A 24,973-nucleotide genomic window follows, 5' to 3' on the forward strand; every position below is an offset into this window, starting at 1 on the left:
CGGCGTCCCACGGAGTCCGATCATCAGACGGCGCCCTCGCGCGGGCGGGGGATCGTATGTTCCCGCTCAAGCGGAGCGGCCGACAGCAGGCTCCGGCCCGCTCGGGCGAGTTCGTCCGGTAGCCCGCTCAGCCCGAGCCTGTGCCCGGCCTCGGTGCGAATGACCATCAGATGGGCCAGCAGTGCTCGAGCTTCGTGAATCTCTCCTTCCGGCGCGCCATCCGCGATCAGCCGTGCGAGGGCAGTCATCACATCGCTTTCCGAGGTCACAGCCTCGGCGTATTCGCGTGCGGCGATCCACAACCGAGCCGCGGCATGCTGCCAGTCCGCCATGGCGCAGGCCATCAACGCGGGCGAGGCGGTCCGCGGCAACGTCTGTGTGATCACTGTGCTACCCGGGGAGCGGGGGCACTGACCAGCTGACGACGCAGTGCCCGTCGCTCATCCTCGTCCAGACCACCCCAGACACCGGCGTCCTGACCTGTGTCGAGCGCCCAGTTCAGACACTCACGGATCACCAGACAGCGGCGGCAGACGGCCTTGGCCTCCTCCAGCTGCCGCTGTGCTGGCCCGGTCGTACCGACCGGGAAGAACAGCTCCGGGTCCTCATCCCGGCAGGCGCTGCGCTGACGCCAGACTTCCAAATCCTCCGCGGTCTGCGGCTCCTGCGGCCGGACATGACGCCACATGTATGCGGTGTTCATGTCCTCAAACTGGCCGCGCAACTCGCCAGCCGCGTCCAATACAAGAACTCTTCTGCTCATCCGACACCGTCCCGTGGTCGCGTCGACATGAAGACTAAATCGAGCAGAAGCGTACGACCGGCCCCAGGGAGTGTCTACTCGCAATGTTTCAGAACCAGGGAACAGGGAATATGCCCCAGGACGGGGCCAAGGACTCATGAATAAAGGCTGAGGTACAACGTCCTGCCACCGACATTCGTCCAAGGCGCCGGGAATCATGCTTTTCAGCGACATCCGGGCGGCAGTTCACAGATCCACACGATCACCGTCCGGATACTCCGCGTGTGCCTGAGTCGCGAGCGCCCGGGGCCCGGCCAGGGTCACATACGGTGCCGACGAATACCGGCCGGGGCGTAATCCGGCGAGAATCAAGACGCCTCGCCGTGGACCGACCAGGAACAACGACTCACCACAGGTGACCTCGGGTCCTTAGACTCCGGAGGGGGGGTTGGCTACGTTCCGACTACATGCCTTGACATGACGGCCAAATGGGAGAAGGTCAGATGCCTCCTCGAAGGGTTACCATCGGTCCGTTGCAGCATGCACGCCAGATCCGCGGCCTGTCTCTGGCGCGGGCAGCGGAAGAGATCCGGAGTCTCGCCGAGGACATCGGTAGACCATGGGATGCGTTGACCGCACAGCGCCTCTCGGAGTACGAGGGTGGCAAACGCCCGAGCTGGGAACACTGTGATCTACTATCCCGCTATTACTGCACCAATGTCGTCGCGCTGGGCTGGGCGTGCGACTATGCCGGACCCGAGACCGGGACCCTGGCACTCATGTCGAATTCAGTTGACGATGGGGAGGCTCGATGGGCAGACGCCGATCTCGACCTTCTATGGAGACCTGACGGGTTGGCCGTCGGGTTCGAGGAGGTGACCGCCAATATGGAACGGCGGAAGTTTCTCAGCGTGTCCGGCGTGGCGCTGACCTCGGTTGCGCATCACTGGCTCATGACCGATTCAGCCGGCCTTGCCGCGGCGCTTGAGGGAAAGCGTGTGAACGACTCGCTCGTCGCGGGCTTCGAGCGGCGGGTCGACACGCTTCGCAAAATGGATGACGTTCTCGGAGGGGATGACATATACGAGCTTTCCATGGCGGAGCTACGGGTAGCCGTCCGCGTCCTGCGGACCGCCTTGTACGGCCACGCCCACGAGGCACGGCTGTACGCTGTCGCGGCTGAGCTGGCCCGCATCGCAGGCTGGGCAGCCTTCGACAGCGGCTACCACGGGGGTGCCCAGCGCCTGTGGATGGTCGCGCTCCGGGCCGCCGGCGAGGCCGGCCAGCCCGCGCTCGGCGCCAACATCCTGCGTTGCATGGCCGAACAGGCGGCCTGGTATGGCGACCCGAATGACGCCGTCACCATGCTCCGCTCAGCGCAGGCCGGAGCCCGCGCGGCAATGACCGCCACCGAGAAGGCGGCAATCTCCGGCGCGCTGGCTCTCGCGTACGGCCGTGCCGGTGAAAGCACCACAGCCGCCCGGACCGCCGAGGACGCGGTTCATCTCATCAGCCAGTCACAACCAGCGGAAGATCCGCCGCACATCTACTGGTGTGTCCCGTCCTGCATTTCGCTTTTCGCCGGTGAGGCGCTGCTCGCCAGCGGTGACGGAGCCGCGGCCATTCCGTATCTGGACAATGCCACGGACGGGTTGGCCGGTGATTTCCCACGCGCCCGGGTGGAAGCCATGACCAGGTTGGGTGTGGCGCACGTCCAGGCCGGCGATGCCGATGCCGCCATTCAGCTCGGGCATCAGGCCGTTGAACAGGCGGCTCTTCTCGATTCCGGAATGGCCGGACGAGACGTCGCGACACTCTGCCGTGAAATCGAACGTACCGGGTGCCCCGGGGCCGCCGATCTCACGGATCATGCCCGCGTCGCGCTGACCGCCGTCGGCGCGGCCTGACGGCACGGCAACGCTCCACCCGGTCTCCACAACGCTGGACCCGCTCCGCGGCTCCAGCACGGGACACCGCACAAGAGGCAGTCGAGGCGGCATCGCCGCACCGACTGCCTCTTGTGTTTTTGTGATTTATGTCCGCTTTGATGCATTCATCAGGCCGTTGATTACGCCAGCCGGGAGTATGACCCTCGCCACATTTCTCCATCTATTCAAGTCCGACTGGAGTCAAATACCCGCAACATCCCGTTCGTCGGCCTCGAGGGTGGCAAAAATATGATCTTCCAGATTGACTCCGTAAAGCATCCAGATAATTACCAAAAGTAACGCCAATTACTTAGCGTTAAATACCTCGAGAACGTCCGACCAATGGCCGCCTATCGTCGACCAGCCGAAGGCAGCGGACGATCGGCGATCAATATGATCGGCCAATATGATCACGATCGCCGCTGATCACCGCCACACCTCTCACCGCACTTGATTTCCCGACCATGCTGTCGCGAAACTGATAGCTGGGTCACGTCCACCGGAACAGTCTCGGCAATCCCCGCGGCGTCACCCAGCAGGGGCTGTCCGGGTATCTGGTACGAACCGGGTATTCAGCCGCCGCCAGGATCGACGGGCGACGGCACCGCGCCAGACCGGTCTCGACCGATGGCATGAGATCCGCGCTGAAGGCTTCGGAGCCGGCCCCGTACGAACCCGCCTGGCAGGATCATGGGATCCATGCGGCCACGGGTCCGGTCCACGACCGCACAGTCGGTCACGGATTGTCTCCACTGGGCGACTCGCCGAGTCGATTGATCAACAAAATGTCAAACCGTCGGTGCGCAAGGGCTGGAAACGCGGCTCGAACATCCGCGACTCTCGCGGTGTCAAAGGTCGCCGCGGGCAGACTCGGAGCATCGCCGCCCTCCGCCAGTACCACGCCCCATGGATCAACAATCACGCTGTTGCCGGCCAGTCGCCGGCCGGCCTGCCAGCCCGCGGCATTGCAGGCGACGAGAAGAACCTGGTTCTCGACAGCGCGGGCACGGGTCAGGATCCGCCAGTGGTCAAGTCGTTCGTGCGGCCAGGCTGACACGACCACGATGATCTCGGCACCCTGATCGACAAGCAACCGGAAAAGCTCCGGAAAACGAAGATCGTAACAGGTGGCTAGCCCGACGGTACCGAAAGGCGTACGGCTGGTGATCACATCCCGCCCCGGCGTGAGCAGTTCCGCCTCCCGCGAGCCATGGCCGAAAAGGTGAACCTTGCGGTAGACCTGGAGAAGATCTCCATCGGGCCCGATGAGCACAGTGGTGTTGTGAAGACGCCCGTTCGGGCTCCGCTCGACCATGCTGCCGGCGACCATGTGCCAGCGGCGTTCCCGGGCCACGCGCCGGAGCGCGGTGAGAACGGGCCCGTCCAGCGGTTCGGCGTCCTGGGCATACCGATCGAACGAGAAATACCCTGTCATCCACAGCTCGGGCAGCACAACCAGGTCCGCGTCGTCGATGCTACGCAGTTGAGCGAGCACTCGCCGCAACCGATCGTGAGCCCCCTCCGAGCTGGGACATTCAAGTTGGACACAGACGACGCGAACTCCGGGTTGTGGCACGCTCCGAGCGTGCCACTCCACTCCCGTTCGCGGGGCTGGGGCACGCGCATCGCCGCATCGCCGCCCATCCATCGCCGCGCGATGCGCGGGTACCCCGGCTGGTCAGTCGGCCCCCAAGGACCATGGTGACGCCACCTCCGCAGCCTTGCGATACGCGCGCCCCAAGCCCAATTCTTGATCCACTCTCCTATTGCCGGGCGCTCTAACCTGCCGGAAATTCGCTTTTTTTGACCGCGTAATGCCTGGTGGATGACGATGGGCATGGCAGTCCACTGACGACAGAGGTCGACGAGCGGTGCGTTGCGGCCTCGCCCGGCGGCTCCTTTGATCGTCCATGGTTTCCTGCCACGAGCACAAAACCATGATCGTGCAGCTGCTGGCTTACCAGTACCCGCTCGAAGGGAAATTCATGAACAACGCGGTCATCGTCGATGTCGTTCGGAGCGCATCCGGACGAGGCAAGCCAGGCGGCGCTCTGTCCGGAGTGCATCCGGTCGAACTGCTCGCGACCGTGCTCCGATCGTTGATCACACGTAACGACCTTGACCCGGGGCGGGTCGACGATGTCATCGGCGGATGCGTCCAGCAGGTCGGCGAGCAGTCCGCGAACATCACCCGGTATGCCCTGCTGTCCGCGGGATTCCCGGAGAGCGTGCCAGCCACGACCGTTGATCGCCAATGCGGATCAAGCCAACAAGCCGCGCACTTCGCCGCGCAGGGCGTGATGGCCGGCGCCTACGACATCGTGATCGCGTGCGGCGTCGAGTCGATGAGCCGCATCCCGATGGGCACGCCGACCATCGGCCAGGACCCACAGGGTCCTGGCGTCCACGCCCGTTATCCCGAAGGCCTGGTCAACCAGGGCGTTTCGGCCGAACTGATTGCCCAGAAATGGAAGTTCGACCGCGAAACCCTCGACGCCTTCGCGGCGGCCTCCCATCAGCGCGCGGCGGCCGCGGCGGCCGCGGGCGCCTTCGACAACGAGATCGTGGCGGTGGCAGCCCCCGCGCCGGACGGAACAACCAGTACACATCTGGTGGACCAGACCATGCGGGCGAGCACAACAGTCGAGGGCCTCGCCGGTCTCAAGCCATCCTTCGGCACCGAGGAAATGCGGGCGCGGTTCCCCGACGTCGACTGGAAGATCACCCCTGGAAACTCCTCACCGCTGACGGACGCGGCATCCGCCGCACTGATCATGAGTGAACAGGCTGCCAGCAAGCTCAACCTGCGCCCCCGCGCCCGCTTCCACGCGTTCTCGGTGGTCGGCGACGACCCGTTGCTCATGCTTACCGGTCCCATCCCAGCAACTCAGCAGGTTCTCGCGCGAGCCGGCCTGACCATCGGCGATATCGACGCCTACGAGGTCAACGAGGCCTTTGCCCCCGTGCCACTGGCCTGGGCACACGAACTTGCCGCCGACCCGGCAAAACTCAACCCCCGCGGCGGAGCGATCGCCCTTGGGCACGCGCTCGGCGCCTCCGGCACCCGGCTGCTGGGGACGCTGGTCAACTACCTGGAGGCGAACGGCGGCAGGTATGGCCTACAGACCATGTGCGAAGGCGGCGGCATGGCCAACGCAACCATCATCGAACGTCTTTAGAGCGCCCGGCAGTAGGGGCGCGCCATCCTGCCGGCGGGCAATGCCGTCTGGCTGCCGGCTCCGCCGTGAAGCCGGCAGCCTGTGCCCCGATCCAGCCGTGACAGCGGTATGACCGGAAACAGCATGATCAAAAATGTCAACAAAACAAGAGAGGTGTCGGACAGGTGAATATCGCAGGTGGCGTCGCCCTGATCACAGGAGGAGCCTCCGGCCTCGGGCTCGCGACAGCCCGTCGTCTCGTAAACGCCGGTGCCAGTGTCGTGCTGCTGGATCTGCCCACATCAGGCGGCGAGCAGGTCGCCGCCGACCTTGGCAAGGCCACCTTCGCGCCCGCTGACGTCACCGACTCCGAACAGGTCAACGCCGCGCTCGATATCGCTACCGGCCTGGGCGAGCTGCGTGTCGTGGTCAACTGCGCCGGGATCGCGCCGCCGGCCCGGATTCTCGGTAAAGGCGGCGTGATGCCGCTGGAGGCGTTCACCCGGATAGTCACGGTCAACCTGATCGGAACCTTCAACGTGATCAGGCTTGCCGCCGAACGCATGGTTCACAACGAGCCCACCGCCGGCGAACGCGGGGTGGTCGTGTGCACCGCGTCGGTCGCCGCGTTCGAAGGCCAGATCGGGCAGGTCGCATACGCCGCGTCCAAGGGCGGTATCGCCAGCATGACTCTGCCGCTCGCCCGCGACCTCGCGGACAAGCAGATCAGGGTGGTTACCATCGCGCCGGGCCTGTTCAAGACCCCGCTGCTCGCCAGCCTTCCGGCGGAGGCACAGGCTTCGCTCGGCCGCCAGGTGCCGCACCCCAACCGCCTCGGCGATCCTGACGAATATGGCGCGCTGGTCGAGCACATCACCGCCAATCAGATGCTCAACGGTGAGGTCATTCGACTCGACGGCGCCATCCGAATGGCCCCCCGCTGACCATGTGATCGATGGGTGAGATCCGCTCCACGACGAGGGTGGCCGCACCTCCCCTGCTTACAAGGAGATGTCGGTTACCACGGCCGTATACAGGGAGAAACCCGGCGCTGGGCTGGGCAGCTCCGTACGCGGTCGGGATGGTCCCGCGTGCCAGCAACCGTAGGTACGCGGGACCATCCGCAAGAGTGAACACCGGCATGGCACAGACACCGGTGTCCGCGAACATCACGGAAGCTTCCTCCATGCCGGTCACGGACTCCGCCGTACCGATTACAGACCGAGATCCCGGCCAATGATCTCTTTCATGATTTCATTGGTCCCACCGTAAATCATCTGGACACGAGAATCGACGAAGGCCCTGCCAACCGGATATTCACGCATATAGCCATACCCTCCGTACAGCTGCAGGCAGCGGTCGGACACCCGACACTGAAGCTCAGTGACCCAGTACTTGGCCTTGGCCGCGCGCACGGCGCTGAGTTCGCCACGCAGATGCTCAACCAGACAATCGAGGATGAACGTACGGGCGATATCGATCTCGGTCGCCAGTTCCGCCAGAACGAACCTGCTGTGTTGGAATGATCCGATCGGCTGGCCAAAGGCGGTGCGCTCCTTCGCGTACGCCAGAGTCTGCGTGAGCAGGCCCTCAATCATGCCGAGGCCGGCGATCGCTATGGACAGCCGCTCCTGTGGCAGGTTGCGGACCAACGCGTAAAATCCGCTGTTCTCCTCGCCGAGAAGGTTGGCAACCGGCACCCGGACGTCGGTAAAGGACAGCTCGCTGGTGTCCTGCGCATGCAGCCCGATCTTCTCCAGATTGCGGCCCCGTTCGAAACCCGGCATCCCACGCTCGAGAACGAGCAGGGACAGCCCGCGGTGTGGGTCGTCCGCGGTGCGCACCGCGGTGATCACAAGGTCGGCATGCTGCCCGGAGGAGATAAAGGTTTTTGCGCCGTTGACGACGTAGACATCCTCGTGACGGACCGCGCGGGTCCGGATAGCGGCCAGATCACTGCCTGTACCTGGTTCGGTCATGGCCACCGCGAGAACGGTCTCACCCGAGACCGTACCGGCAAGCCAACGCGCCTTCTGCTCATCGGTGGCGAGGCCGAGCAGATAGGGCAGGACAATGTCATTCTGCAACGTCAGGCTAAGACCCGCCGACGTGGCCAGCGCGCGACCGAACTCTTCCCCGACGATCGCGTTGAACCGGAAGTCCTCGATGCCGGGCCCGCCGTACTTGTCATCGACACCGAATCCGAGCAGGCCCCACGCACCAGCGTCGGTGAACAACGCACGATCAACGATACCTGCCCGCTCCCACGCATCATAGTTCGGCAGCACACACTGCGCGACAAAGTTCCGCACCAGCTCGCGGAAGAGTGCATGCTCGCTGTCATACACGCGTGCCGACAGTGACGACGGCGGCTGGTCCACATTCACCATCGAGCGCTACCTCCCCAGCCCAGTCCGCACATCAATGATCTCGACGCAGAACAGCCCAACGCCTTCTTCGGCCCGCCGAGGCGATTCACCGAACGCATACGCCCTGGAACGACCCTAACAGGCAACATATATCAATTAGTTTACTACATGATCGACCTAGGGCAGCAGCTTACGCAGCAGTTCGATGGAAGCGACCCGCTCCGCATGGGTGGCGGCCAACGGGGTCACATTCAGTGACGTCACCCCGGCCGCGACCAGCGAATCCAACCGATCCCGCAGGTACCCCTCAGCACCGATGAGGGATATGGCCCGCAGAAGTTCCGCCGGGACCACAGCCGCGGCTTCCTTCTTTCTGCCGTCGAGGTAGAGATCCTGGATCAGCGCGGCCTCGCGCTCGTAACCATAGCGGCAGGCAAGATCATTGTAGAAGTTCCTGCCTCGAGCACCCATGCCCCCGATATAGAGGGCAAGCGTCGGACGATAAAGATCAATAAGATGATCGACGTCATCACCGATCGCCATCGGCGCGGCGACCACAATATCAAGGTTGCCAAGAGCGGGGTCCCGCCTGGATCGGCCATCCGCCAGGGAGGCCCCCCAGACATCCGCCGCCTTCTCCGGATGGAAGAAGATCGGCTCCCATCCCTCGGCAATCTCCGCGGCCAACGCGACGTTCTTCGGCCCAAGCGCCGCGAGAATGATCGGGATCCGGTCACGCACCGGCTTGTTTATTATTTTCAACGGCTTCCCGAGGCCGGTTCCCTGGTCGGCGGGCAACGGAATCTGATAGTAGCGGCCGCTATGCACCACCCGTTCACGGCGCCACACCTGTCGGCAGATCTCCACGACCTCCCGGGTGCGGCCGAGCGGCGCGTCGTAACGGACGCCGTGAAAACCCTCGATGACCTGTGGACCGGACGCGCCGATCCCGAGCGTGAAACGACCGTCGGACACGTAGTCAAGGCCGGCTGCCGTCATCGCCGTCAACGAGGGAGTACGACTGTAGACAGGCAGGATACCTGACGCGATCTCGACGCGATCGGTGCGCGCCGCGATGAAGCCCAACTGGCTCACCGCGTCAAAGGAGTACGCCTCCGCCACAAAGACGATGTCCACTCCGGCGGCCTCGAAATCACGCAGGCCGGCAACTGTCTCCCTGAAGTCGCCGCTGTAGTCCAACGGCATACCGATCCGCACTGAGGCCTCCTCGTCGACGCCGTTCCAACCGATGGCCAGAAAAGTAGGCGGCCATAGTTCTCCGCACACACTCAAAGGCCCCGGAGGTCACTTGATCCTGGATCAAAACGTCCAAGCACCGCGTGACCCGACCGATAGTCGGGACCTGATCGTTGTACGCCAACCGATGGTCGCGGCGCAACACAACCGCAATAAGAGCGCCCGGCAATAGGGGCGTGGATCAAGGAGTGGGGCTGGGGTGCGTGCATCGCAAGGCGGCGGAGGGAGTCACCCTGGTGCTGGGTGGCGACCGACGACAACGCAGCGAGGTGCGTGCCCCAGCCCCGCGACGCCGCGTCCCCTATTGCCGGTCGCTCTAAGCAGCTTCCGCGGCAGGCGGTCCCTATGCCACCGCCGCCGGAGCAGCGGAGCCCGACGGGCCGCGCTCCCGGTCCGGTGACCAGCTGTCAGGTGGCCGCCGGACCGAACATTGCGGTCAGTCGCTGGCCGAGCCGATACCGAAATAGCTGGCATTGATCAGACCGGGATCCGCCGCAAGGGCGGCGGCGGTACCGGTGAACACGATTCGGCCCCGGTCGAGGATGTAGGCCCGGTCCGCGGCGGCGAGGGCGAGCGACACATGCTGCTCTATCAGCAGAATGCCGGTGCCGCGTTCGTCGGCTAGGCGCCGCAGGACCGCAAGCAGACTCGACGCGAGATCGGGCGCAAGGCCGGAGGAGAACTCGTCGACGATCAGCAGCTTCGGCTGCCGTGCCACAGCGCTGGCCAGCGCGACCTGCTGCCGCTCGCCCCCGGAGAGCTCGCCGCCGGTCCGGTCGAGCAGCGGGCGCAGCGCCGGGAAACTCGCCAACGTCCGCTCGATCTGGTCACCGGGCCGTCGACCGACCGCGAGGCGCAGGATCTGGCGGACCGTCAGCCCCCGGAGAGGCGTCCCGCCCTGAGGGGCCACCGCCAGTCCACGGCGGGCAAGCCCGGCCGGGTTCGGGCGGCGGGCCGGGTGACCGAGGACGCTCACCCGGCCGTCAAACGGCGTGAGCTGCCCGGAAACCGAACGGATGAGCGTTGTCTTGCCGGCGCCGTTCGGCCCGAGCAACGCGACGATCTCACCGGCGTGGACGTCGAGTGTGACCTCGTGCATCACGGGCAGGCGGTCATACCCACTCGTAACCCCTTCAAGGGCAAGCACCTTGTGCTTGGACGGCTGCGTGGGCACGCGAACGGCCGTTGCCGGTGAGCCGCCGAGATACACCTCGCGCACCTCGGGGCGGTCCCGGACCGTGGCCGGTGGGCCATACGCCACGACCCGTCCCGCTCCCAGCACCACAACGTCGTCGCATGCCTCGAAAACCAGCTTGATGTCATGATCAACAAGAAGAATTGCGTAGCCACGCTCAGCCAGGCGGCGCAACCGAGTCGTGAGCGTGGCGCGCGCCGCCGAATCCAGGCCCGCCGCCGGCTCGTCCACGAGCAGCACCTGACCGCCCGCTGCCAGCGCGCGGCCGAGCCCGACAGCGAGCCGCTCGTCGTGCGACAGCGTCGCGGGGAGCTGGTCAGCGAGCATGCCAAGCCCCAGCGCCACGGCCGGCTCAGGCCCGGCTACCGCGAGATTCTCGGCAACGGACAGGTCCTCGAACAGTTCCAGGGACTGGAAGGTACGCGTGAGGCCATGCCGGAACCGCTCATGCGGCGGCATCGAGTTCAGCACCGTCCCGTCCAGCACGATCTGGCCGGCGCTGGCGGGAGTGAATCCGGTGACCGCGTCTATCAACGTGGTCTTGCCGGCTCCGTTCGGCCCGATCAGCCCGGTGACCTTCCCCGCGGACAGGGTGAACGACACATCATGGACGATTTCGACCTTGCCGTAGCTGACGCACAGCCCACTGACGCTCAGGCGAACCGGGTCCCCGGTCATGCGCGTGCCTCGGCGGGTATCCGCAGGCGCACCGCAGGCTGGCGCGGATCGTACGCGAGCCCCTCGGGACGCAGCACGACGAGCACCATCAGGGCTACACCGCACAGCAGCGACTGGTACCTCGCGAGGTCAATAAGACGATCAAGAAGAGTGAACACCACGCCGCCCGGGGCCAACAGGCCGCCCAGCACCGCGCCGCGCACACTCATCACGCCACCGACCGAAGCGATCGCCAAAAAGAACAACGAGGCGAACACCCCGAACGAGTCGAACGAGAGCCGCCCCTGGCCGTAACCGATCAGGCAACCACCGAAGCCGGCGATCCCGGCGGAAATGGCGGAGGCGAGCAGCTTCGTCCGGGCGGCGTCCACACCGACGGCGGACGCCGCCCGTTCATTTGAGCGGACGGCGAGCATCCGCAGCCCTGAGGTGGACGCACGCAGCCGAGCCACCCCGAAGGCGCATAGCACGAATACCGCAAGGGTGAGCAGGCCGTACTGCACCCGTGGGTATCCGGCCCCGGCAACACCGAGATCAATACCGAAAACCTTCGGGGCCGGGACAGCCGATCCGGCAAGACCACCCGTGATCAACGGATTGGCGAAGACCATTTCCTGAAAGGCCACGCCCGCGGTGAGTGTCACCACCGCGAGGTCCACGCCGCGGATCCGTCGGGACAAGACCCCGAGCAGCAGGCCCGCGACGGTCGCCGCCCCGGTGGCAAGCAGCGGGGCGAGCGGAAACGGCACGCCGAGGCCGCCCTGCAGCCTCGCCAGCAGGAAACCGGCCACACCTGCCAGCGACATCTGCGCGAGCGAGAGCTGTCCGGCGAACCCGGTCAGCACCACGAAGGACAGGCACACGACCGCGCCCGCGAGACTGCGTTCCAGACCCAGCCGGTAGGAGCCGGTGAGCAGTACCAACGCGAGCACCCCGGCCGGCACGACCACATAAAGATCACGTAGTGGACGTCCCGCCGGCTCGGCCCGGGGCAGTCTCGCCGCCGCCGGTGCCATGATCTGGTCCCGGCCCGGTATCAACTGGCCGCGGGTGAGCGCGATGGCGATGAGAAAAAGCAGCGGGAACAACGACCGGAGCCCAGGTTGATCAAGCCACGAAACGGCATGCTGAAGGGGAAGAAGAACCGACTGGACCATCCCGAGCAACAGCGCGCCGACGATGGTGGCGCCGAACGACGACAAGCCGCCGAGCAATGCGGCGGCCAGCGCGGGTACGATGAACAATGTGTACGTGGACGGGCTCAGGACACTGATCGGCGCCACCAGTATTCCCGCGAGCGCGCCGAGGACGGATGCCGCCACCCAGCTGGTCGCCGCGACGACTTCAGGCCGGTAGCCGAACTGAGCCGTGGCCTCGTCGGACTCGGCCACCGCCCGGGTGGCGAGCCCCAGCAACGTCCATCGGGATACCGCCCACATCACTATGCCGACCGTGGCCACCAGCGCGGCAAGCAACGGGCGGTCAACAGGCACGTTTTCCCCGAACAAGGAGAAAGAGGTCCGTGGCAGGACGGAGTCGATGAACCTGTTGTCCGAGCCGAACTGCAGTACCGCCAGCGCCTGCAGGGCGATCATAAGGCCGACCGAGGCAACCAGCGTCAGCACGGGCGGCGCGTGCCGTAGCGGCCGAAATATGAGAAAATAGACAACGAGTCCGCCCAGGGCAGCCATGGCGAGCGACACTGTCAATGCCAGCGCGAAAGAGGGGCTATCAGTGAGATGAACACGGGGAGGAAGGCCCACGACGGGGAGGACGAGGTCTCCGACGTCTCTGAGCTCGGCATACTGATAGGTGACATACATCGCGAACGCGGCGTGCGCGACATTGACCACACCTGAAGCGCGGTGTATCAACACCAGTCCGAGACCAAGTGCCGCGTAGACCGCACCGGCACCCAGGCCCAGGACCAGTGCCGCGACATACGTGGGCACAGGGCTCTCCAATCCAGCATGGCGGTCTGTTGTGGGCCAGAGCAGTGTAACTTCTGTGAATATGACGCTGTCCCGTCGTGCTGTCGTAGCCGCGGTCACGGCTGCCGTGGTCCTGTCCGTCGTCCTTGCTGGGTGTACGAGCCGGCGCGGCGGAGGCCCCGCCGGTCCTGGCCGGACCAACGGTGGGTCCGCGAGCCAGTTGAGTGGACCGCCGGTCAAGTTGGGCTTCGTCTCGATGGAGAACACCCCGCTCGGGTCGTTTCCCGAAACCCGAATCGCCGCCCAGGGGGCCGTCGCGTACGCCAACGAGGCTCTCGGCGGAGTTCACGGCCATCCTGTTGAGCTCGTCCCCTGTGTGACGAACGGCTCTCCCGAGTCGTCCCAGGACTGCGCCAACCGCCTCGTCGCTGAGAAACCCGTCGCCGTGGTCGGCGGCGTGGACCTCGGCACCGAAGCTGCCATGGGTCTCTACGAACGCGCCGGGATTCCCTATATCAGCGGCTCACCCCAGCTGAGCGGGGAGCTGAGTTCCCGCACCTCGTTCTCATTGACCGGTGGCACACTCACCGACCTGCTCGGTATCACCGAGTACCTGACGGCCACCAAACATCTGAAAAAGGTCCACGCGCTGTACGCGGACCTGCCCGGACTACTCACCGCCGCGATTCAGGGATCCGAAAAAATCCTCCGCGCCAGGGGCGTGTCGGATATCCAGCTGGTGCGGGAGAAGGTTGATACGGCTGATTTCGCACCAGCCGTCAGCCAAGCCGTGTCCGGCGATCCGGACGCAATCGTCGTCGTTTTCCCGGCCCAGTCCTGCGCACGAATAGCCCAGGTCGCGGGAACGCTCCAGATCAAGACGCCAATGTACTTCGTGGGCTCCTGCGCCTCCCCCGCCGTGCCGCGGGCCGCCGGGCCAAGCGCCGGCAACCTCTACTTCGCCTCGGCTTATCTGCCGTTCGGCACCACCGGCGGCGACCAGGACGCCGAGGCATTCCGAGCACGGCTTCCCGAGGCCCAGCGATCGCCGTTGTCGCAGGCGTCCTTCGCGACCGTCCTGGTTGTCCGATCACTGCTCGCCGAGATGGCACAGACGACTTCCACCGACCTGACAGCCGCCTTCAGGGCGACACGGGACCATCCGAACGTCATGGCGCACCCGTTCACCTGCGACGGAACAGCGATAAACCTCTTCCCGGCGGTCTGCAACACAGCGATACGCATCCTGCGGTGGTCCGGCAACGGCTTCGCGGACGTCAGCGACACCTGGGTGGATGGACGTGAGCTCATGAAACTCATCACCTGACCGCCGATCAACCATTACACCGGCCCGGCGAACGCGGATGTCGGCGCCAGGCCGGCCAGCCATCAACCAAGATCAATGAGTGGTGGCGCCGGGCCAGCGGAGCCGGGCCAGCAGACCCGCGCCGGGGGCGACGAGCACGGACAGGACGAAGATCCCCGCCGCTGTGAGCACGATCGCGCCTCCCGCGGCGACGCTCCACTGCTGACTGACCGCGAGCCCGATCACGCCGCTGGCGACCCCGATGGCGATGGCGACGGCGGTCATCGCCCCGACTCCGCCGCACCACAGCCGGGCGGTGGCAGCCGGGGCCACGATCAGCGCGACCGACAGGATTGTTCCCACGGCCGGTACCGACGTGACGATCGTCATCTCAATCAGCAGCAGGAAGACGAGATCCAGCCGGCCGGCTGGATAACCGACCGCCACCATGGCGTCGCGATCGAAGGCGCCAAAAACTATCTCCTTGCCCAACAGCGCAAGGACCACGACGACGACGACGGCGGTGACGGCCGTGGTGACCAAAGCATCCGGCTGCACGGTGAGAATGGAGCCGACGAGATAGGCGGTGAGATCCCTGGTGAATCCCGCCTGCGCGGACAGCAGCAGTACCCCGAGGGCGAAGCCACCGGAAAGCACGACGCCGGTCGCGCTCACATTGTCAGCGCGCGTCGACAATACGGCGACGGCAAGGACGACGAGGACCCCGAACAGCGCCGAACCGAGGTAGAGGTTCACGCCCGCGATCGCCGCGAGCACCACGCCCGGGAAGGTGGCGTGCGTCATCGCCATCGTGAAAAAACTCAGCCGGCGCAGCACCACGTGTACGCCGATGACGCCGCACAACGCGCCGACGAGCACGGCTTCGATCAGCGCACGGCGGGTGTAGGAGTCCGCCAACAGCTCAGAAAAAATCATCACATGCCCGTCCCCGCCGTCAGACCGGTTGGCGTGCGGGGACCATCCGGCCACTCGCCCGACGCCTGCGCATCCACCAACCGCCCCCGGGCCCGGCGTCCCCGAGTCCAGCGCCCTCGCGCGAACCGGCTGAGTGGGCCGGCCCCGAGCGCGAACAGGTAGCACATGACAAGGGCGAGCACGACGGTCGCGCCCGAAGCCAGCCGTACCCCACGATTGATCGAGGCCTCGTAGCTCGCGGCAAGCCCCAACCAGCCACCGGACATACCGACCGTGATCGCTATTCCGGACACAACCACCAACCGGTCGGACAGCAGCCGGGCCGTCGCCGCCGGAACGACGAGAAGGGCAATAACGAGAATCGTCCCGACAGCCTTGACAGCCGCGACGACAACGATGGCGATGACAAGGTTGAGGATGAGGTCCAGCAGACCGACGCGGTAGCCCATCGCCCGCGCCGCAAGCGGGTCAAACGCCCGCAGGAGCAGCTCCTTACGCAGCGCCAGGAGCACCACGGACACTCCCACGGCCACGACCGCCGTCTGCGTGAGCTGCGTGGAGTCGACAGTGAGGACACGGCCGAACAAAAAAGCCGTCAGGTCAGCGGTGTACGAACGCCGACGCGAGACGAACACGACCCCCAACGCGAAGAACGACGTCAGCAGGATGGCGAGCGCGGCATCCTGGTTCACGTGCCGGTTGGCCGCCAGCACGGTGAACAGCACCGCGGACAACAGCGCAAAGGCGAGGGCCCCTGGCACGATACCTGACTCTCCTGACAGCAGGTATCCGATAACCACTCCAGGGAAAACGGTGTGCGTGAGCGCGTCGGCCAGGAAAGCCAACCGTCGCAATACCACGAAAACACCGACAACACCGGCCATAGCTCCGAGAAGCAGTACCTCGATCAGCGCCCGCTGCATGAACGGGAGCGCGAACGGTTCGACGAGCAGCCGGTTCACCATCACTAGCATCCCGTCACAGCCGCCTCATGCGTGGGCGACGATGACACTGTCGCCAGCCAACGCAAGAGCGGCTCCACCGTAGGCGGCACGAAGCCTGTCCGGGGTCAGCGTGGCCGAAATCGGGCCGAACCCGAACTGGTGCCGGTTGAGCAGACAGACGTCGTCACAGGCAAGATGCGCCAGTGACAGATCATGGGTGCTGACGACAACCGTGGCACCGGCCTCTCGCAGTTCGCCGAGCGCGCGCAACAACGCTTCCTGCGAGACTGTGTCCACGCCGTTGAACGGCTCGTCCAGCAGCAGCAGTGTGGGCTGCTGAGCTATCGCCCGCGCAAGCAGGACACGCTGGCGCTGCCCGCCCGACAACGTGCCGAACCGGTCAGCGCCCCGGTGCGCGAGCCCTACCGCTGTCAGGGCCTGCGTGGCGATCTGCCGGTCGGCCCGGCCAGGCCTGCGCACCCATCCGATCGTGCGATACCGGCCCATCAGCACGACCTGATTGACCGAGACCGGGAACTCGGGATCGAGCGCGTCCGCCTGCGGGACGTAGGCAACGTCGCGACGGGCGCCGGCCGGCGTCCGGCCGAGCACCTGAATTGACCCGTCGACGACCGGGACAAGCCCGAGCACCGCCTTGATCAGAGTTGATTTGCCGCCGCCGTTCGGCCCTATGAGCGCAACTGTGCGCCCCGCCCGCACCACCCCGTCCACATTCTCGACAGCCAGTACCCGGCCGTAAGCGATGCTGGCCCGATCGAAAACCACCGCGGCCGGACGGTCGCCGTCGGCCTGCGCGCCTCTCCCGGCGGCACCGAGCTCCACCTGTGCCCTCACCTCAACGCCCCGACGATCGTTCTGGTGTTGTGCTCTTCCATCCGCAGATAGGTCTCGCCGTCCGACCCCGGTGGGCCGAGCGTGTCACCGTACAGAGCATCCTCGCCCGCCACCACCTTGACGCCAGCCTCCCGACCGATTGTCTGGGCTGTGTTCGGCGGTAGCGACGACTCGGAGAAGATCGCCTTCACGCCGGTCTTCCTGATCTCACCGACAAGATCGTCAATATCACGGCCGGACAGCTCCGCGGACGTGTCGAAGCTCGGGATGATCGACCCGACAAAGGCCAGCTGGTACCGGTCAACGTAGTAGCCGAACGCATCGTGGTTGGTCACGAGCTTACGATCGGCCGGGGGCAGGGAGTTGATCTGCTGCATGATATCCGCGTCAAGGGCGTCGAGCTTGCCAGCGTAGGCGGCGACATTGGCCTGGTAGGCCGCGGCACCGGCAGGGTCCTTGGCCGCGAGCGCCTTCTCGATACCGGCCACCATGATCTTGACGTTCAGTGGGTTGTGCCAGATGTGGGGGTCCCCTTCTTTCTCCTCATCACCGTTGCCCGGCCGGATCTTCACCCCCTGGCTGGTGTCAACCCGATCGCCCCTGAAGCCCGCGGACGAGATCACACCGTCGAGCCACTTCTCCAGGCCGACGCCGTTGGCTACCAGGACGTCGGCCTCGCCGATCGCCTTCACGTCCGCGGGCGAGGGCTCGTAGTCGTGCGGGTCGACGTTGGGCCTGAGGATCTGGGTCACCCGCACCCGGTCACCGCCGACGACCCGGGCGAAGTCCGCGACCTGGGTGGTGGTCGCCACCACCTTGAGCTTTCCGGACACCGTGGCGGCTTCGGAGCTGGCATCCCCACCGCCAGTAGCACAACCAGCAAACAACATGGCAACGGCGGTGAGGCCGACACCTCCGGCCGTACGACGGACCCAGGTCATACGCAAAGGGAACTCCAGCATGAAGGCGATGATTGCCTTGATGAAAACGGTTCCCGGTTCGGATGTCAAATTATGATGTGCCCGCTCTCGGGCGCGGCGGTCAGGGCGTGTCCGCCTCGCCGCTGTCCACCGCACTGGGCCGATCCGTGGCGGACCCCGTCGCACGATCAGACCGATCATGATCGTCAATGAGGCCGCTGAACGCGGCAAGCCCGCCGAAGGCCTTCGTCAGCTCACTCGGAATGATCCAAATCTTGTTCGCGTCGCCTTCCGCGAGGCGCGGCAGAGTCTGCAGGTACTGGTAGGCGAGAAGCTTGCGGTCCGGGTTGCCGTCGTGGATCGCCTGGAACACCGTGGTGATGGCCTGGGCCTCGCCCTGCGCCGCGAGGATCTTCGCTTCCCTCTCACCCTGAGCCCGCAGGATCGCGGCCTGTTTCGCGCCCTCAGCGCGCAGGATCTCGCTCTGCTTGACGCCCTCGGCAGACAGGATCGCGGCCCGGCGGTCCCGCTCGGCGCGCATCTGTTTTTCCATCGAGTCCTGGATTGACGGTGGTGGCTCAATCGCCTTGATCTCCACCCGGTTCACCCGGATACCCCACTTACCGGTTGCCTCGTCAAGGACACCGCGCAACCGGGTGTTGATTTCATCGCGGGAGGTCAGGGTCTGCTCCAGGTTCAAACTACCGATTACGTTGCGCAACGTGGTGACCGTGAGCTGCTCGATCGCGCGAATCACATCGGCAATCTCATAGATGGACGCCCGCGGGTCGGTGACCTGAAAGTAGATGACCGTATCGATACTGACGACAAGATTATCCTCAGTGATCACCGGTTGCGGCGGAAACGTCACCACCTGTTCACGCAGGTCGACGCGCTCCCTGATCCGGTCCACCACGGGGATGACGATGGCCAGACCCGGGCCCAGCGTCCGGTGGTAGCGACCGAGACGCTCGACCACGACCGCACGGGCCTGCGCTACCACCCGCACGGATCTGGCAAGGAACACCAGCAGCACCAGTACGACGACGGCAGCAGCGATCAGCCCGGCCATCAGGACCACCCCGTTGCCACGCGTAAGCCCCGCAGCGGCATCGTCATCACGTCAGCGCCTCCGGTCTTCCTACGTCCACAGCTCGGCGGGATGGACGATGGCCGTCGCGCCGTCAATACGCAACACCCGGACAATGCTTCCCGGTTGGAGCGCATGGCCCGCGACCGGCATGCGCGCCGACCACACCTCACCGCCGATCTTGACCCGACCACCGTTGCCGTCGACGGGCTCCAGCACGATCCCGGTTTTTCCGATCAACGCATCCACACCCATCGCGACCCCCGGCGGCTGGTTCAGATGGCGCCTGGCAACCGGCCGCAGCCCGAACAGAAGCGCGACAGAAGCGGCCGCGAACGCCGCGAGTTGCGCGACGGAACCGCCACCGACACCCGCCACGACAGCGGCGACGAGGGCCGCGATCGCGGTCATTCCGAGGATCAGAGCGAGTGTCAGCAGCTCACCGGCCCCGAGAACCCCGGCGATCATCAACCACCAGAGCCACGCTGACATACTGTCATCGTAGGCATCGTGCGACCTGTTGTGAACGACTTGCTGTGGACGTGGAACCCGGGGTTAAGAGCGACCGGCAATAGGGGTGTGGATCAAGGAGCGGGGCTGGGGTGCGTAGATCGCGAGGCGGCGGAGGGAGTCACCCTGGTGTTGGGTGGCGACCGACGACAACGCGGTGAGGTGCGTGCCCCAGCCCCGCGACGCCGCGTCCCCTATTGCCGGTCGCTCTAAGCCGATATCAGGATGCGGCGACCAAACGACGTACAAGATCTGTATCGGCGGACCGGCGCAGAAGATACTCACGGACCTCTCCGGCCGCCGCGTGCACGACCCGCCCGGTGATGTCGCCGGCCTCGGGCGAGGCGAGCATCGTCACCACCCGGGACACGTGCTCAGGGGCGAGATCGAGCCCAGCCGAAAGACCGGCGTCGAGCGCTCCCGCCGACATCCGGGTACGGGCGCCCGGCGAGATCGCGTTGACCGTGATGCCGTACCGGGCACCCTCCTTCGCCGTCGCCATGGTCAGCCCCCAGATCGCCGCCTTGGCCGAGGAATAGGCGACCGTGTCGGACATCCGCATGTCCAGCGCGGCCTCGGAAATCGTGTTGATGATCCGGCCGAAGCCCTGGGCGCGCATGTGCCCGAACGCGGCTCTCGTCGTGCCGACGCTGCCTCTGACATGAACGGCGAACACCCGATCGAGGGCCTCCTCGGTCAGCGCCTCGACCCCCGAAGTGTCAACGATCCCGGCGTTGTTCACCAGGATGTCGATCCGCCCGAACACGTCTCGTGCCCGCTCCACCGCGACCGCGGCGCCAGCAAAGGTCGATATGTCGGACATATCCGCCAAAGCACGGCCGCCAGCGGCTGTGATCTCGGCAACCAGGCTGCTGGCAACCGGATCACCGCTGGTCAGACCATCGAGGCTCGCCCCGACGTCGTTGACGACCACCGCGGCGCCGGCAGCGGCCAGCAACCGCGCGTGCGCCGCACCCAGCCCTCGTCCCGCTCCGGTGATCAGAGCGACCCGTCCTGTCAACATGTTCTCATCGTCTCGACCTCGTGTGTGCCGCGCCTGGGCGCGAAGCCCTTTGATCCGGCCGGGCCACCGTTCGCGGCCCGGCCGGTGGTGCATCAGGATGGGTTGAACACGTTGATCGACTGCCCGTCGAACAGCGGGACGCGCCTGCCATCCCTGAGTTCCGAGAACCGCACATCGGTCGTGAAGATCCTGTTGTCCGGGGAGATGACCTGAACCGGCTTGGCGAAGTTCACCTTCGGTAGTGGTGAGTAGTCAATATCACCGGCGGTGTTGAGTGCCTGGGCCAGGCTCTCGCCATCAACCGTTGTGATCTTGGCTGCCAGCTCGGCTACCAGGTGGGTCGTCCCCCACATGATCAGGCCCTCGTCAGTCAGCTCGTTCGCGGACGTGCCATTGGCGACGGCCTCGTCGTGGAACTTCTTCACCGCGGGCACGTTGGTATCGGTCACCGCGGGGTTCTGAGCAACGAGGACCACACCGGTGGCGGCCGCGCCCAACCGATCGATCCCCTTCTGACTGACCTGGCTCGAGCCGTAGGCCACGGTCTCGTTGTTGCCGGACTGGCGCAGTGTCTGGGTCAGTCGCTCGAAGCCTGCGCCGCCGAGCACGACATCGACGCAGTCAGTGCCGCTGAGGTTGGCCGCGTAGGTCGTGTAGTCAGTGGCGGTCGGTGGTATGAAGACGTTCCTGGGAGGCGGCAGGTTGTACGGCTTGAGGCCCAGACCAATCAGCGAGGCGGAGTTACGGCCGGCCGCGAGGTCGACGATGGCCGCCGCGGGGGTCTTCTTGCCGAGCTTGCCGCAGGCGGTTCCACCGCCCGCGACCTCGATGACGCCAGAGATGAACGGGTACGAGTACGGGCTCTTCAGCTCGCTGGCGCTGTTCGGGATCTGACCGACCACGGGGATCTTCCCCTTCTCCAGGATCGGCATGTACCGGTCACCGTTCGCGGAAGTTCCGGTGACGAACAGGTACTTGCCGGCGACCGCCTGGTTCGCGCAGTCAGCGGCCTTGTTCGGGTCAAACTGATCGTCACAAACGGTAACCTGAAGCGGCCGGCCCTTGACGCCACCCGCCTTGTTGATCGCGGTGGTGGCGGCGTTCACAGCCGGCGGAATGTCGGTAAACGCCTCCGATGGCCCGGACAGCGCAGTGATGACCATCATCTTGATCGGCTCACCGGGCAACTGACTGCCTGTGCTCGCACTCGCCTCAGGCGTGTCCCTGGTCGAGCCGCCCCCGCATGCCGCCAACGCAAGTATGCCCACCAAACTTACGGCAATAAATAACTTTCCGCACACATTCCAATTCCTCCGGTGATTTAGATGATAAAAAGTGACTTTCTGTATTAAAAAATTAACCATGGAGTCACCATCAGGATGATTCCGCGCGGCCCGCCGCTGTCGCAGCCAGCCGGCGAAGTCGGACAACATCTCGGACAACATCTACGAGCTCGGGCCCCCTCACCCCTAAAAACCTTAAATGAACAATAATTTAGCTAAATGTGATCTCTTCGAAGGTAGCCGTCACGTCCAGCCGCCCACGCACACCCCAACCCCTTCCCCGACATGCCGAGGGCACCACAGCGCAGGGATGCCGCGCTGTGGTGCCCTGGCCCTGGCCCTGGCCCTGATGGTCGTCGGCGATGGCCGCTACCCGGCGAGAACCGGCGGGAGCTCGAGCATGCGGATGGCGTTCGTCCGTACTATCTTCTCGATATCAGCGGCAGGAATATCCCGCATTGCCTGTTCGGCGTAGCCACGGGTGTTCGGCCAGGTGGTGTCCTGGTGCGGGTAGTCACTTTCAAAAGTGATCTGGTCTACGCCGATGGCATGACGGCTGACAAGCCCGAAGTCATCCTCGAAAAAACACCCGTAAACCCGGCCGGCCACATAGCTGCTGGGCGCCTCCGTCATTTCTGGCGGCAGCCCGGACGCGGCATTACCCATACGCCAGACCCGGTCGGCGCGTTCGAACAGGTACGGCATCCACCCGATCTGGCTTTCCGAGAAAGCAATCTTCAGGGTGGGGAAACGTGCAAGTACGCCGGACAGCAGCCAGTCCGCCATCGCCATCTGGGAGTTCACCGCGGTGATTGCGATCCGTACGCTGGTCGGCGCGTCCGCCGAAGTGGTGAGGAACTGCGAGGACGAGCCGATATGCATGCATATCACGGTCGCGGTCTCCGCGCAGGCCCGCAGCAGCGGATCCCATCGCCGTTCGGCATCGTGCAGGCTTGGCAGGCCAAGCTTTGCCGGAAGTTCGCTGAAAGCGACAGCGCGCACACCACGAGCGGCGTTTCGACGCACCTCGGCCGCGGCGAGCTCGACGTCCCACAACGGGATCAGACAGAGCGGGATAAGCCGGCCGCCGCTGTCGCCGCACCACTCCTCGACCATCCAGTTGTTATAGGCGTGCACACACGCCAACGCGAGGTCCTTGTCCTTGGCTTCGTAGAAAGTCTGGCCGCAGAACCTGGGGAAGGTCGGGAAGCACAGGGACCGTTCGACATGATTCACATCCATATCAACCAGACGTGCCGCCGGCTCGTAGAATCCTGGCCGCATCTGGTCGTACCCCACCGGTTCCTTACCGATCTCCTCCGGTTTCAGGCCCGCGGACGCCATTCCCGCGACCACTGCGTACCGGAGGTCCTCGTACACCCACCAGTCGGTCTCCGGGCCGCTCGTGGCCATCCGGAACGGCCAGCCGTTTGCCGGGATCATCTCGTACGGCGCACGCACCACCCGTGGGCCCACCTCGCGGTACCTGCTGGGCAGCCAGTCCCGCCACAGGTGCGGCGGCTCAATCACGTGGTCGTCCACGGAAATGATGGCCGGAATGTCAGTTGTCATCGAACCTCCGCTGCAGTTTCATGGGTGGCCACCTCGTGACCAGTGCGGCCGGCCACCGGCCCGCTGGAAGATCAGGAACCGGTCGTGGGGCCAGCGGCCGACCAGGCCCGCGAGCGTGGCCCGGTCAGCCCCGCACCCCGCGCGGCAGCACCATCGAGGCCCCCATTCATGATCAACTCATGAGCCTAACGTACACATAACCGACAGCCCGACCGACCAACAGCTCCTGGACGGACGGAGGGTCAGCTGGCATCGAGAACTAAAGCAGTTGTGCCAGAAGATGAAAAGAGCTGGAACGGTCCGGACGGCCCGACGATGCCGGCGGCCGCCCACGTCAGACTGGAAGGGTGACCGTCTCGACCAGCACCGGCGACCGAGGCCGCAACGGGCGACGCGGCAGCTACGACCGCGGCAGGATCACCCGTGATGCCCTGATCGCGGCAGCTGAACGCCTGTTCGCGGAACGAGGGCTCGACGCGGTGTCGCTACGCGAGATTGCGGCCGCCGCTGGCAGCCACAACACCGGAGCGGCGCAGTACCACTTCGGTAACAAGGAGCGACTCCTCGAAGCAATCTTCGAACATCGCGCGACCGTGCTCAACGCACGCAGATCGGTACTACTCGCCCAGGCCGCCGGTGCCAGCGACGCGACCACGCGACCGGCCGGCACGGACGCGGAGCGCCGAGCCGAGATGGTCACGCAGGTGACGGCGCAGCCGACGGCCATGCTCCAGGCCACGGTCGGGGCCATCGTGCGGCCGTTGGCTGAGCTGGTTGGTCACGGCCAGTACGTCAGTTTCCTGGCCCGGCTACAGGCCGACCATGCGCGCGACCATCGCATCCGCCGGCCGGACAACCTGACAGACACCACGTTTCGCCAGGCCCGGGACATGCTGTGGCACGCGCTTCCCGCCCTGCCGGAGCCGGTGTTCCGGCGACGCTTCAACCTTGCCATGCGGATGGCCATCGCCGCGCTTGCCGACTACGAACGAGCCCACCCCAACGAAGCGCACGCCAACGCCGCCGAGCGCCCCGCAACCGCGCCCGCCGACCACGGCCTAGCCGTCCCGCTCTCGGCCGAGAGGCTGGACGATCTGGTTACAGACCTGATCGAGGCCATGTCCGGGATGCTGGCAGCCCCGTCATCCCGGCTCGGCCAAGCTCCCGGCCCGGTCGACTCCCCCGCTCTGCCGGCCGACAGCACCGCCACGGACGCCACGGCCGACAGGCCCACCGGCCGCTGATCAGCTCAGCGATGCCCGGGACACCGCTGAC

The 24,973-nt window shown here is 65.5% G+C and carries 21 protein-coding genes; 5 read left to right on the forward strand and 16 right to left on the reverse strand.

The genetic code is table 11. The features are described 5' to 3' along the window. Positions 1–23: 23 nt before the first annotated feature. Positions 24–386 carry a hypothetical protein gene (locus MJ785_RS04125; protein WP_239307847.1) on the reverse strand — a complete coding sequence of 121 codons (363 nt, stop codon included), beginning with the start codon at positions 384–386 and terminating at the stop codon, positions 24–26. Next, positions 383–688: a WhiB family transcriptional regulator gene (locus MJ785_RS04130; protein ID WP_239307878.1), complete on the reverse strand. Its 306-nt coding sequence runs from the start codon at positions 686–688 to the stop codon at positions 383–385. The genes MJ785_RS04125 and MJ785_RS04130 overlap by 4 nt, the downstream gene beginning before the upstream one ends. Before the next feature lie 557 nt (positions 689–1,245). Here MJ785_RS04130 and MJ785_RS04135 point away from each other — a divergent pair. After that, positions 1,246–2,649: an XRE family transcriptional regulator gene (locus MJ785_RS04135; protein WP_239307848.1), complete on the forward strand. Its 1,404-nt coding sequence runs from the start codon at positions 1,246–1,248 to the stop codon at positions 2,647–2,649. 757 nt (positions 2,650–3,406) lie between these two features. On the opposite strand, the gene MJ785_RS04140 is transcribed toward MJ785_RS04135, so the two are convergent. Beyond that, positions 3,407–4,246, reverse strand: coding sequence for a carbon-nitrogen family hydrolase (locus tag MJ785_RS04140; protein WP_255723980.1), 840 nt, complete (start codon positions 4,244–4,246; stop codon positions 3,407–3,409). Between the two features lie 409 nt (positions 4,247–4,655). Here MJ785_RS04140 and MJ785_RS04145 point away from each other — a divergent pair, with 409 nt between their 5' ends. Then, entirely contained in the window at positions 4,656–5,849 is a 1,194-nt protein-coding gene (locus tag MJ785_RS04145; RefSeq protein WP_239307879.1) for an acetyl-CoA C-acyltransferase, read from the forward strand. A gap of 164 nt (positions 5,850–6,013) precedes the next feature. Next, entirely contained in the window at positions 6,014–6,772 is a 759-nt protein-coding gene (locus MJ785_RS04150; protein ID WP_239380061.1) for a 3-hydroxyacyl-CoA dehydrogenase, read from the forward strand. Between the two features lie 270 nt (positions 6,773–7,042). On the opposite strand, the gene MJ785_RS04155 is transcribed toward MJ785_RS04150, so the two are convergent. The 4 genes from MJ785_RS04155 to MJ785_RS04170 form a co-directional block, all read right to left on the reverse strand. Then, entirely contained in the window at positions 7,043–8,218 is a 1,176-nt protein-coding gene (locus MJ785_RS04155; RefSeq protein ID WP_239372824.1) for an acyl-CoA dehydrogenase family protein, read from the reverse strand. Between the two features lie 156 nt (positions 8,219–8,374). After that, on the reverse strand, positions 8,375–9,415 hold the full coding sequence (locus tag MJ785_RS04160; protein WP_239307852.1) for an LLM class F420-dependent oxidoreductase: 1,041 nt from the start codon (positions 9,413–9,415) through the stop codon (positions 8,375–8,377). 475 nt (positions 9,416–9,890) lie between these two features. Next, positions 9,891–11,327: an ABC transporter ATP-binding protein gene (locus tag MJ785_RS04165; protein WP_239307853.1), complete on the reverse strand. Its 1,437-nt coding sequence runs from the start codon at positions 11,325–11,327 to the stop codon at positions 9,891–9,893. Next, entirely contained in the window at positions 11,324–13,279 is a 1,956-nt protein-coding gene (locus MJ785_RS04170; RefSeq protein ID WP_239307854.1) for an ABC transporter permease, read from the reverse strand. The genes MJ785_RS04165 and MJ785_RS04170 overlap by 4 nt, the downstream gene beginning before the upstream one ends. Before the next feature lie 199 nt (positions 13,280–13,478). On the opposite strand from MJ785_RS04170, the gene MJ785_RS04175 reads away from it, so the two are divergent. Then, positions 13,479–14,585: an ABC transporter substrate-binding protein gene (locus MJ785_RS04175; RefSeq protein ID WP_239307855.1), complete on the forward strand. Its 1,107-nt coding sequence runs from the start codon at positions 13,479–13,481 to the stop codon at positions 14,583–14,585. Between the two features lie 72 nt (positions 14,586–14,657). Here MJ785_RS04175 and MJ785_RS04180 read toward each other — a convergent pair whose 3' ends face one another. The 9 genes from MJ785_RS04180 to MJ785_RS04220 all read right to left on the reverse strand — a co-directional run bounded on the left by MJ785_RS04180 (position 14,658) and on the right by MJ785_RS04220 (position 23,698). Beyond that, positions 14,658–15,500: a metal ABC transporter permease gene (locus MJ785_RS04180; protein WP_239307856.1), complete on the reverse strand. Its 843-nt coding sequence runs from the start codon at positions 15,498–15,500 to the stop codon at positions 14,658–14,660. Then, entirely contained in the window at positions 15,500–16,465 is a 966-nt protein-coding gene (locus MJ785_RS04185; protein ID WP_239307880.1) for a metal ABC transporter permease, read from the reverse strand. The genes MJ785_RS04180 and MJ785_RS04185 overlap by 1 nt, the downstream gene beginning before the upstream one ends. A 24-nt stretch (positions 16,466–16,489) precedes the next feature. Continuing rightward, entirely contained in the window at positions 16,490–17,299 is an 810-nt protein-coding gene (locus tag MJ785_RS04190) for a metal ABC transporter ATP-binding protein (RefSeq protein WP_239380062.1), read from the reverse strand. After that, positions 17,296–18,240, reverse strand: a complete 945-nt coding sequence (locus MJ785_RS04195; protein WP_239307858.1) for a metal ABC transporter solute-binding protein, Zn/Mn family — start codon at positions 18,238–18,240, stop codon at positions 17,296–17,298. Before MJ785_RS04195 ends, MJ785_RS04190 begins: the two co-directional genes overlap by 4 nt. A gap of 100 nt (positions 18,241–18,340) precedes the next feature. Beyond that, entirely contained in the window at positions 18,341–19,291 is a 951-nt protein-coding gene (locus MJ785_RS04200) for an SPFH domain-containing protein (RefSeq protein WP_239307859.1), read from the reverse strand. Between the two features lie 69 nt (positions 19,292–19,360). Then, positions 19,361–19,801, reverse strand: coding sequence for an NfeD family protein (locus tag MJ785_RS04205; RefSeq protein WP_239307860.1), 441 nt, complete (start codon positions 19,799–19,801; stop codon positions 19,361–19,363). Positions 19,802–20,039: 238 nt separating this feature from the next. Then, on the reverse strand, positions 20,040–20,843 hold the full coding sequence (locus tag MJ785_RS04210) for an SDR family NAD(P)-dependent oxidoreductase (RefSeq protein WP_239307861.1): 804 nt from the start codon (positions 20,841–20,843) through the stop codon (positions 20,040–20,042). A 92-nt stretch (positions 20,844–20,935) separates the two neighbouring features. After that, entirely contained in the window at positions 20,936–22,009 is a 1,074-nt protein-coding gene (locus MJ785_RS04215) for an ABC transporter substrate-binding protein (RefSeq protein ID WP_239380063.1), read from the reverse strand. 486 nt (positions 22,010–22,495) lie between these two features. After that, positions 22,496–23,698, reverse strand: coding sequence for an amidohydrolase family protein (locus tag MJ785_RS04220; protein WP_239307863.1), 1,203 nt, complete (start codon positions 23,696–23,698; stop codon positions 22,496–22,498). Positions 23,699–24,045: 347 nt separating this feature from the next. Between MJ785_RS04220 and MJ785_RS22010 the strand changes: the two genes are divergently transcribed. Further along, a complete protein-coding gene (locus MJ785_RS22010) occupies positions 24,046–24,942 on the forward strand; it encodes a TetR/AcrR family transcriptional regulator (protein WP_305039300.1) in 897 nt (298 codons plus the stop codon). Positions 24,943–24,973 lie beyond the last annotated feature (31 nt).

This window comes from Protofrankia sp. CiT1, assembly GCF_917627335.1.
Lineage (GTDB): Bacteria > Actinomycetota > Actinomycetes > Frankiales > Frankiaceae > Protofrankia.

Coding starts and splice junctions, on each gene's coding strand:
- MJ785_RS04130 (WP_239307878.1), bottom strand. CDS start 688: ATGTGGCGTCATGTCCGGCCGCAGGAGCCGCAGACCGCGGAGGATTTG.
- MJ785_RS04135 (WP_239307848.1), top strand. CDS start 1,246: ATGCCTCCTCGAAGGGTTACCATCGGTCCGTTGCAGCATGCACGCCAG.
- MJ785_RS04145 (WP_239307879.1), top strand. CDS start 4,656: ATGAACAACGCGGTCATCGTCGATGTCGTTCGGAGCGCATCCGGACGA.
- MJ785_RS04155 (WP_239372824.1), bottom strand. CDS start 8,218: ATGGTGAATGTGGACCAGCCGCCGTCGTCACTGTCGGCACGCGTGTAT.
- MJ785_RS04165 (WP_239307853.1), bottom strand. CDS start 11,327: ATGACCGGGGACCCGGTTCGCCTGAGCGTCAGTGGGCTGTGCGTCAGC.
- MJ785_RS04180 (WP_239307856.1), bottom strand. CDS start 15,500: ATGATTTTTTCTGAGCTGTTGGCGGACTCCTACACCCGCCGTGCGCTG.
- MJ785_RS04185 (WP_239307880.1), bottom strand. CDS start 16,465: ATGGTGAACCGGCTGCTCGTCGAACCGTTCGCGCTCCCGTTCATGCAG.
- MJ785_RS04195 (WP_239307858.1), bottom strand. CDS start 18,240: ATGACCTGGGTCCGTCGTACGGCCGGAGGTGTCGGCCTCACCGCCGTT.
- MJ785_RS04200 (WP_239307859.1), bottom strand. CDS start 19,291: ATGGCCGGGCTGATCGCTGCTGCCGTCGTCGTACTGGTGCTGCTGGTG.
- MJ785_RS04205 (WP_239307860.1), bottom strand. CDS start 19,801: ATGTCAGCGTGGCTCTGGTGGTTGATGATCGCCGGGGTTCTCGGGGCC.
- MJ785_RS04210 (WP_239307861.1), bottom strand. CDS start 20,843: ATGTTGACAGGACGGGTCGCTCTGATCACCGGAGCGGGACGAGGGCTG.
- MJ785_RS04215 (WP_239380063.1), bottom strand. CDS start 22,009: ATGATGGTCATCACTGCGCTGTCCGGGCCATCGGAGGCGTTTACCGAC.
- MJ785_RS04220 (WP_239307863.1), bottom strand. CDS start 23,698: ATGACAACTGACATTCCGGCCATCATTTCCGTGGACGACCACGTGATT.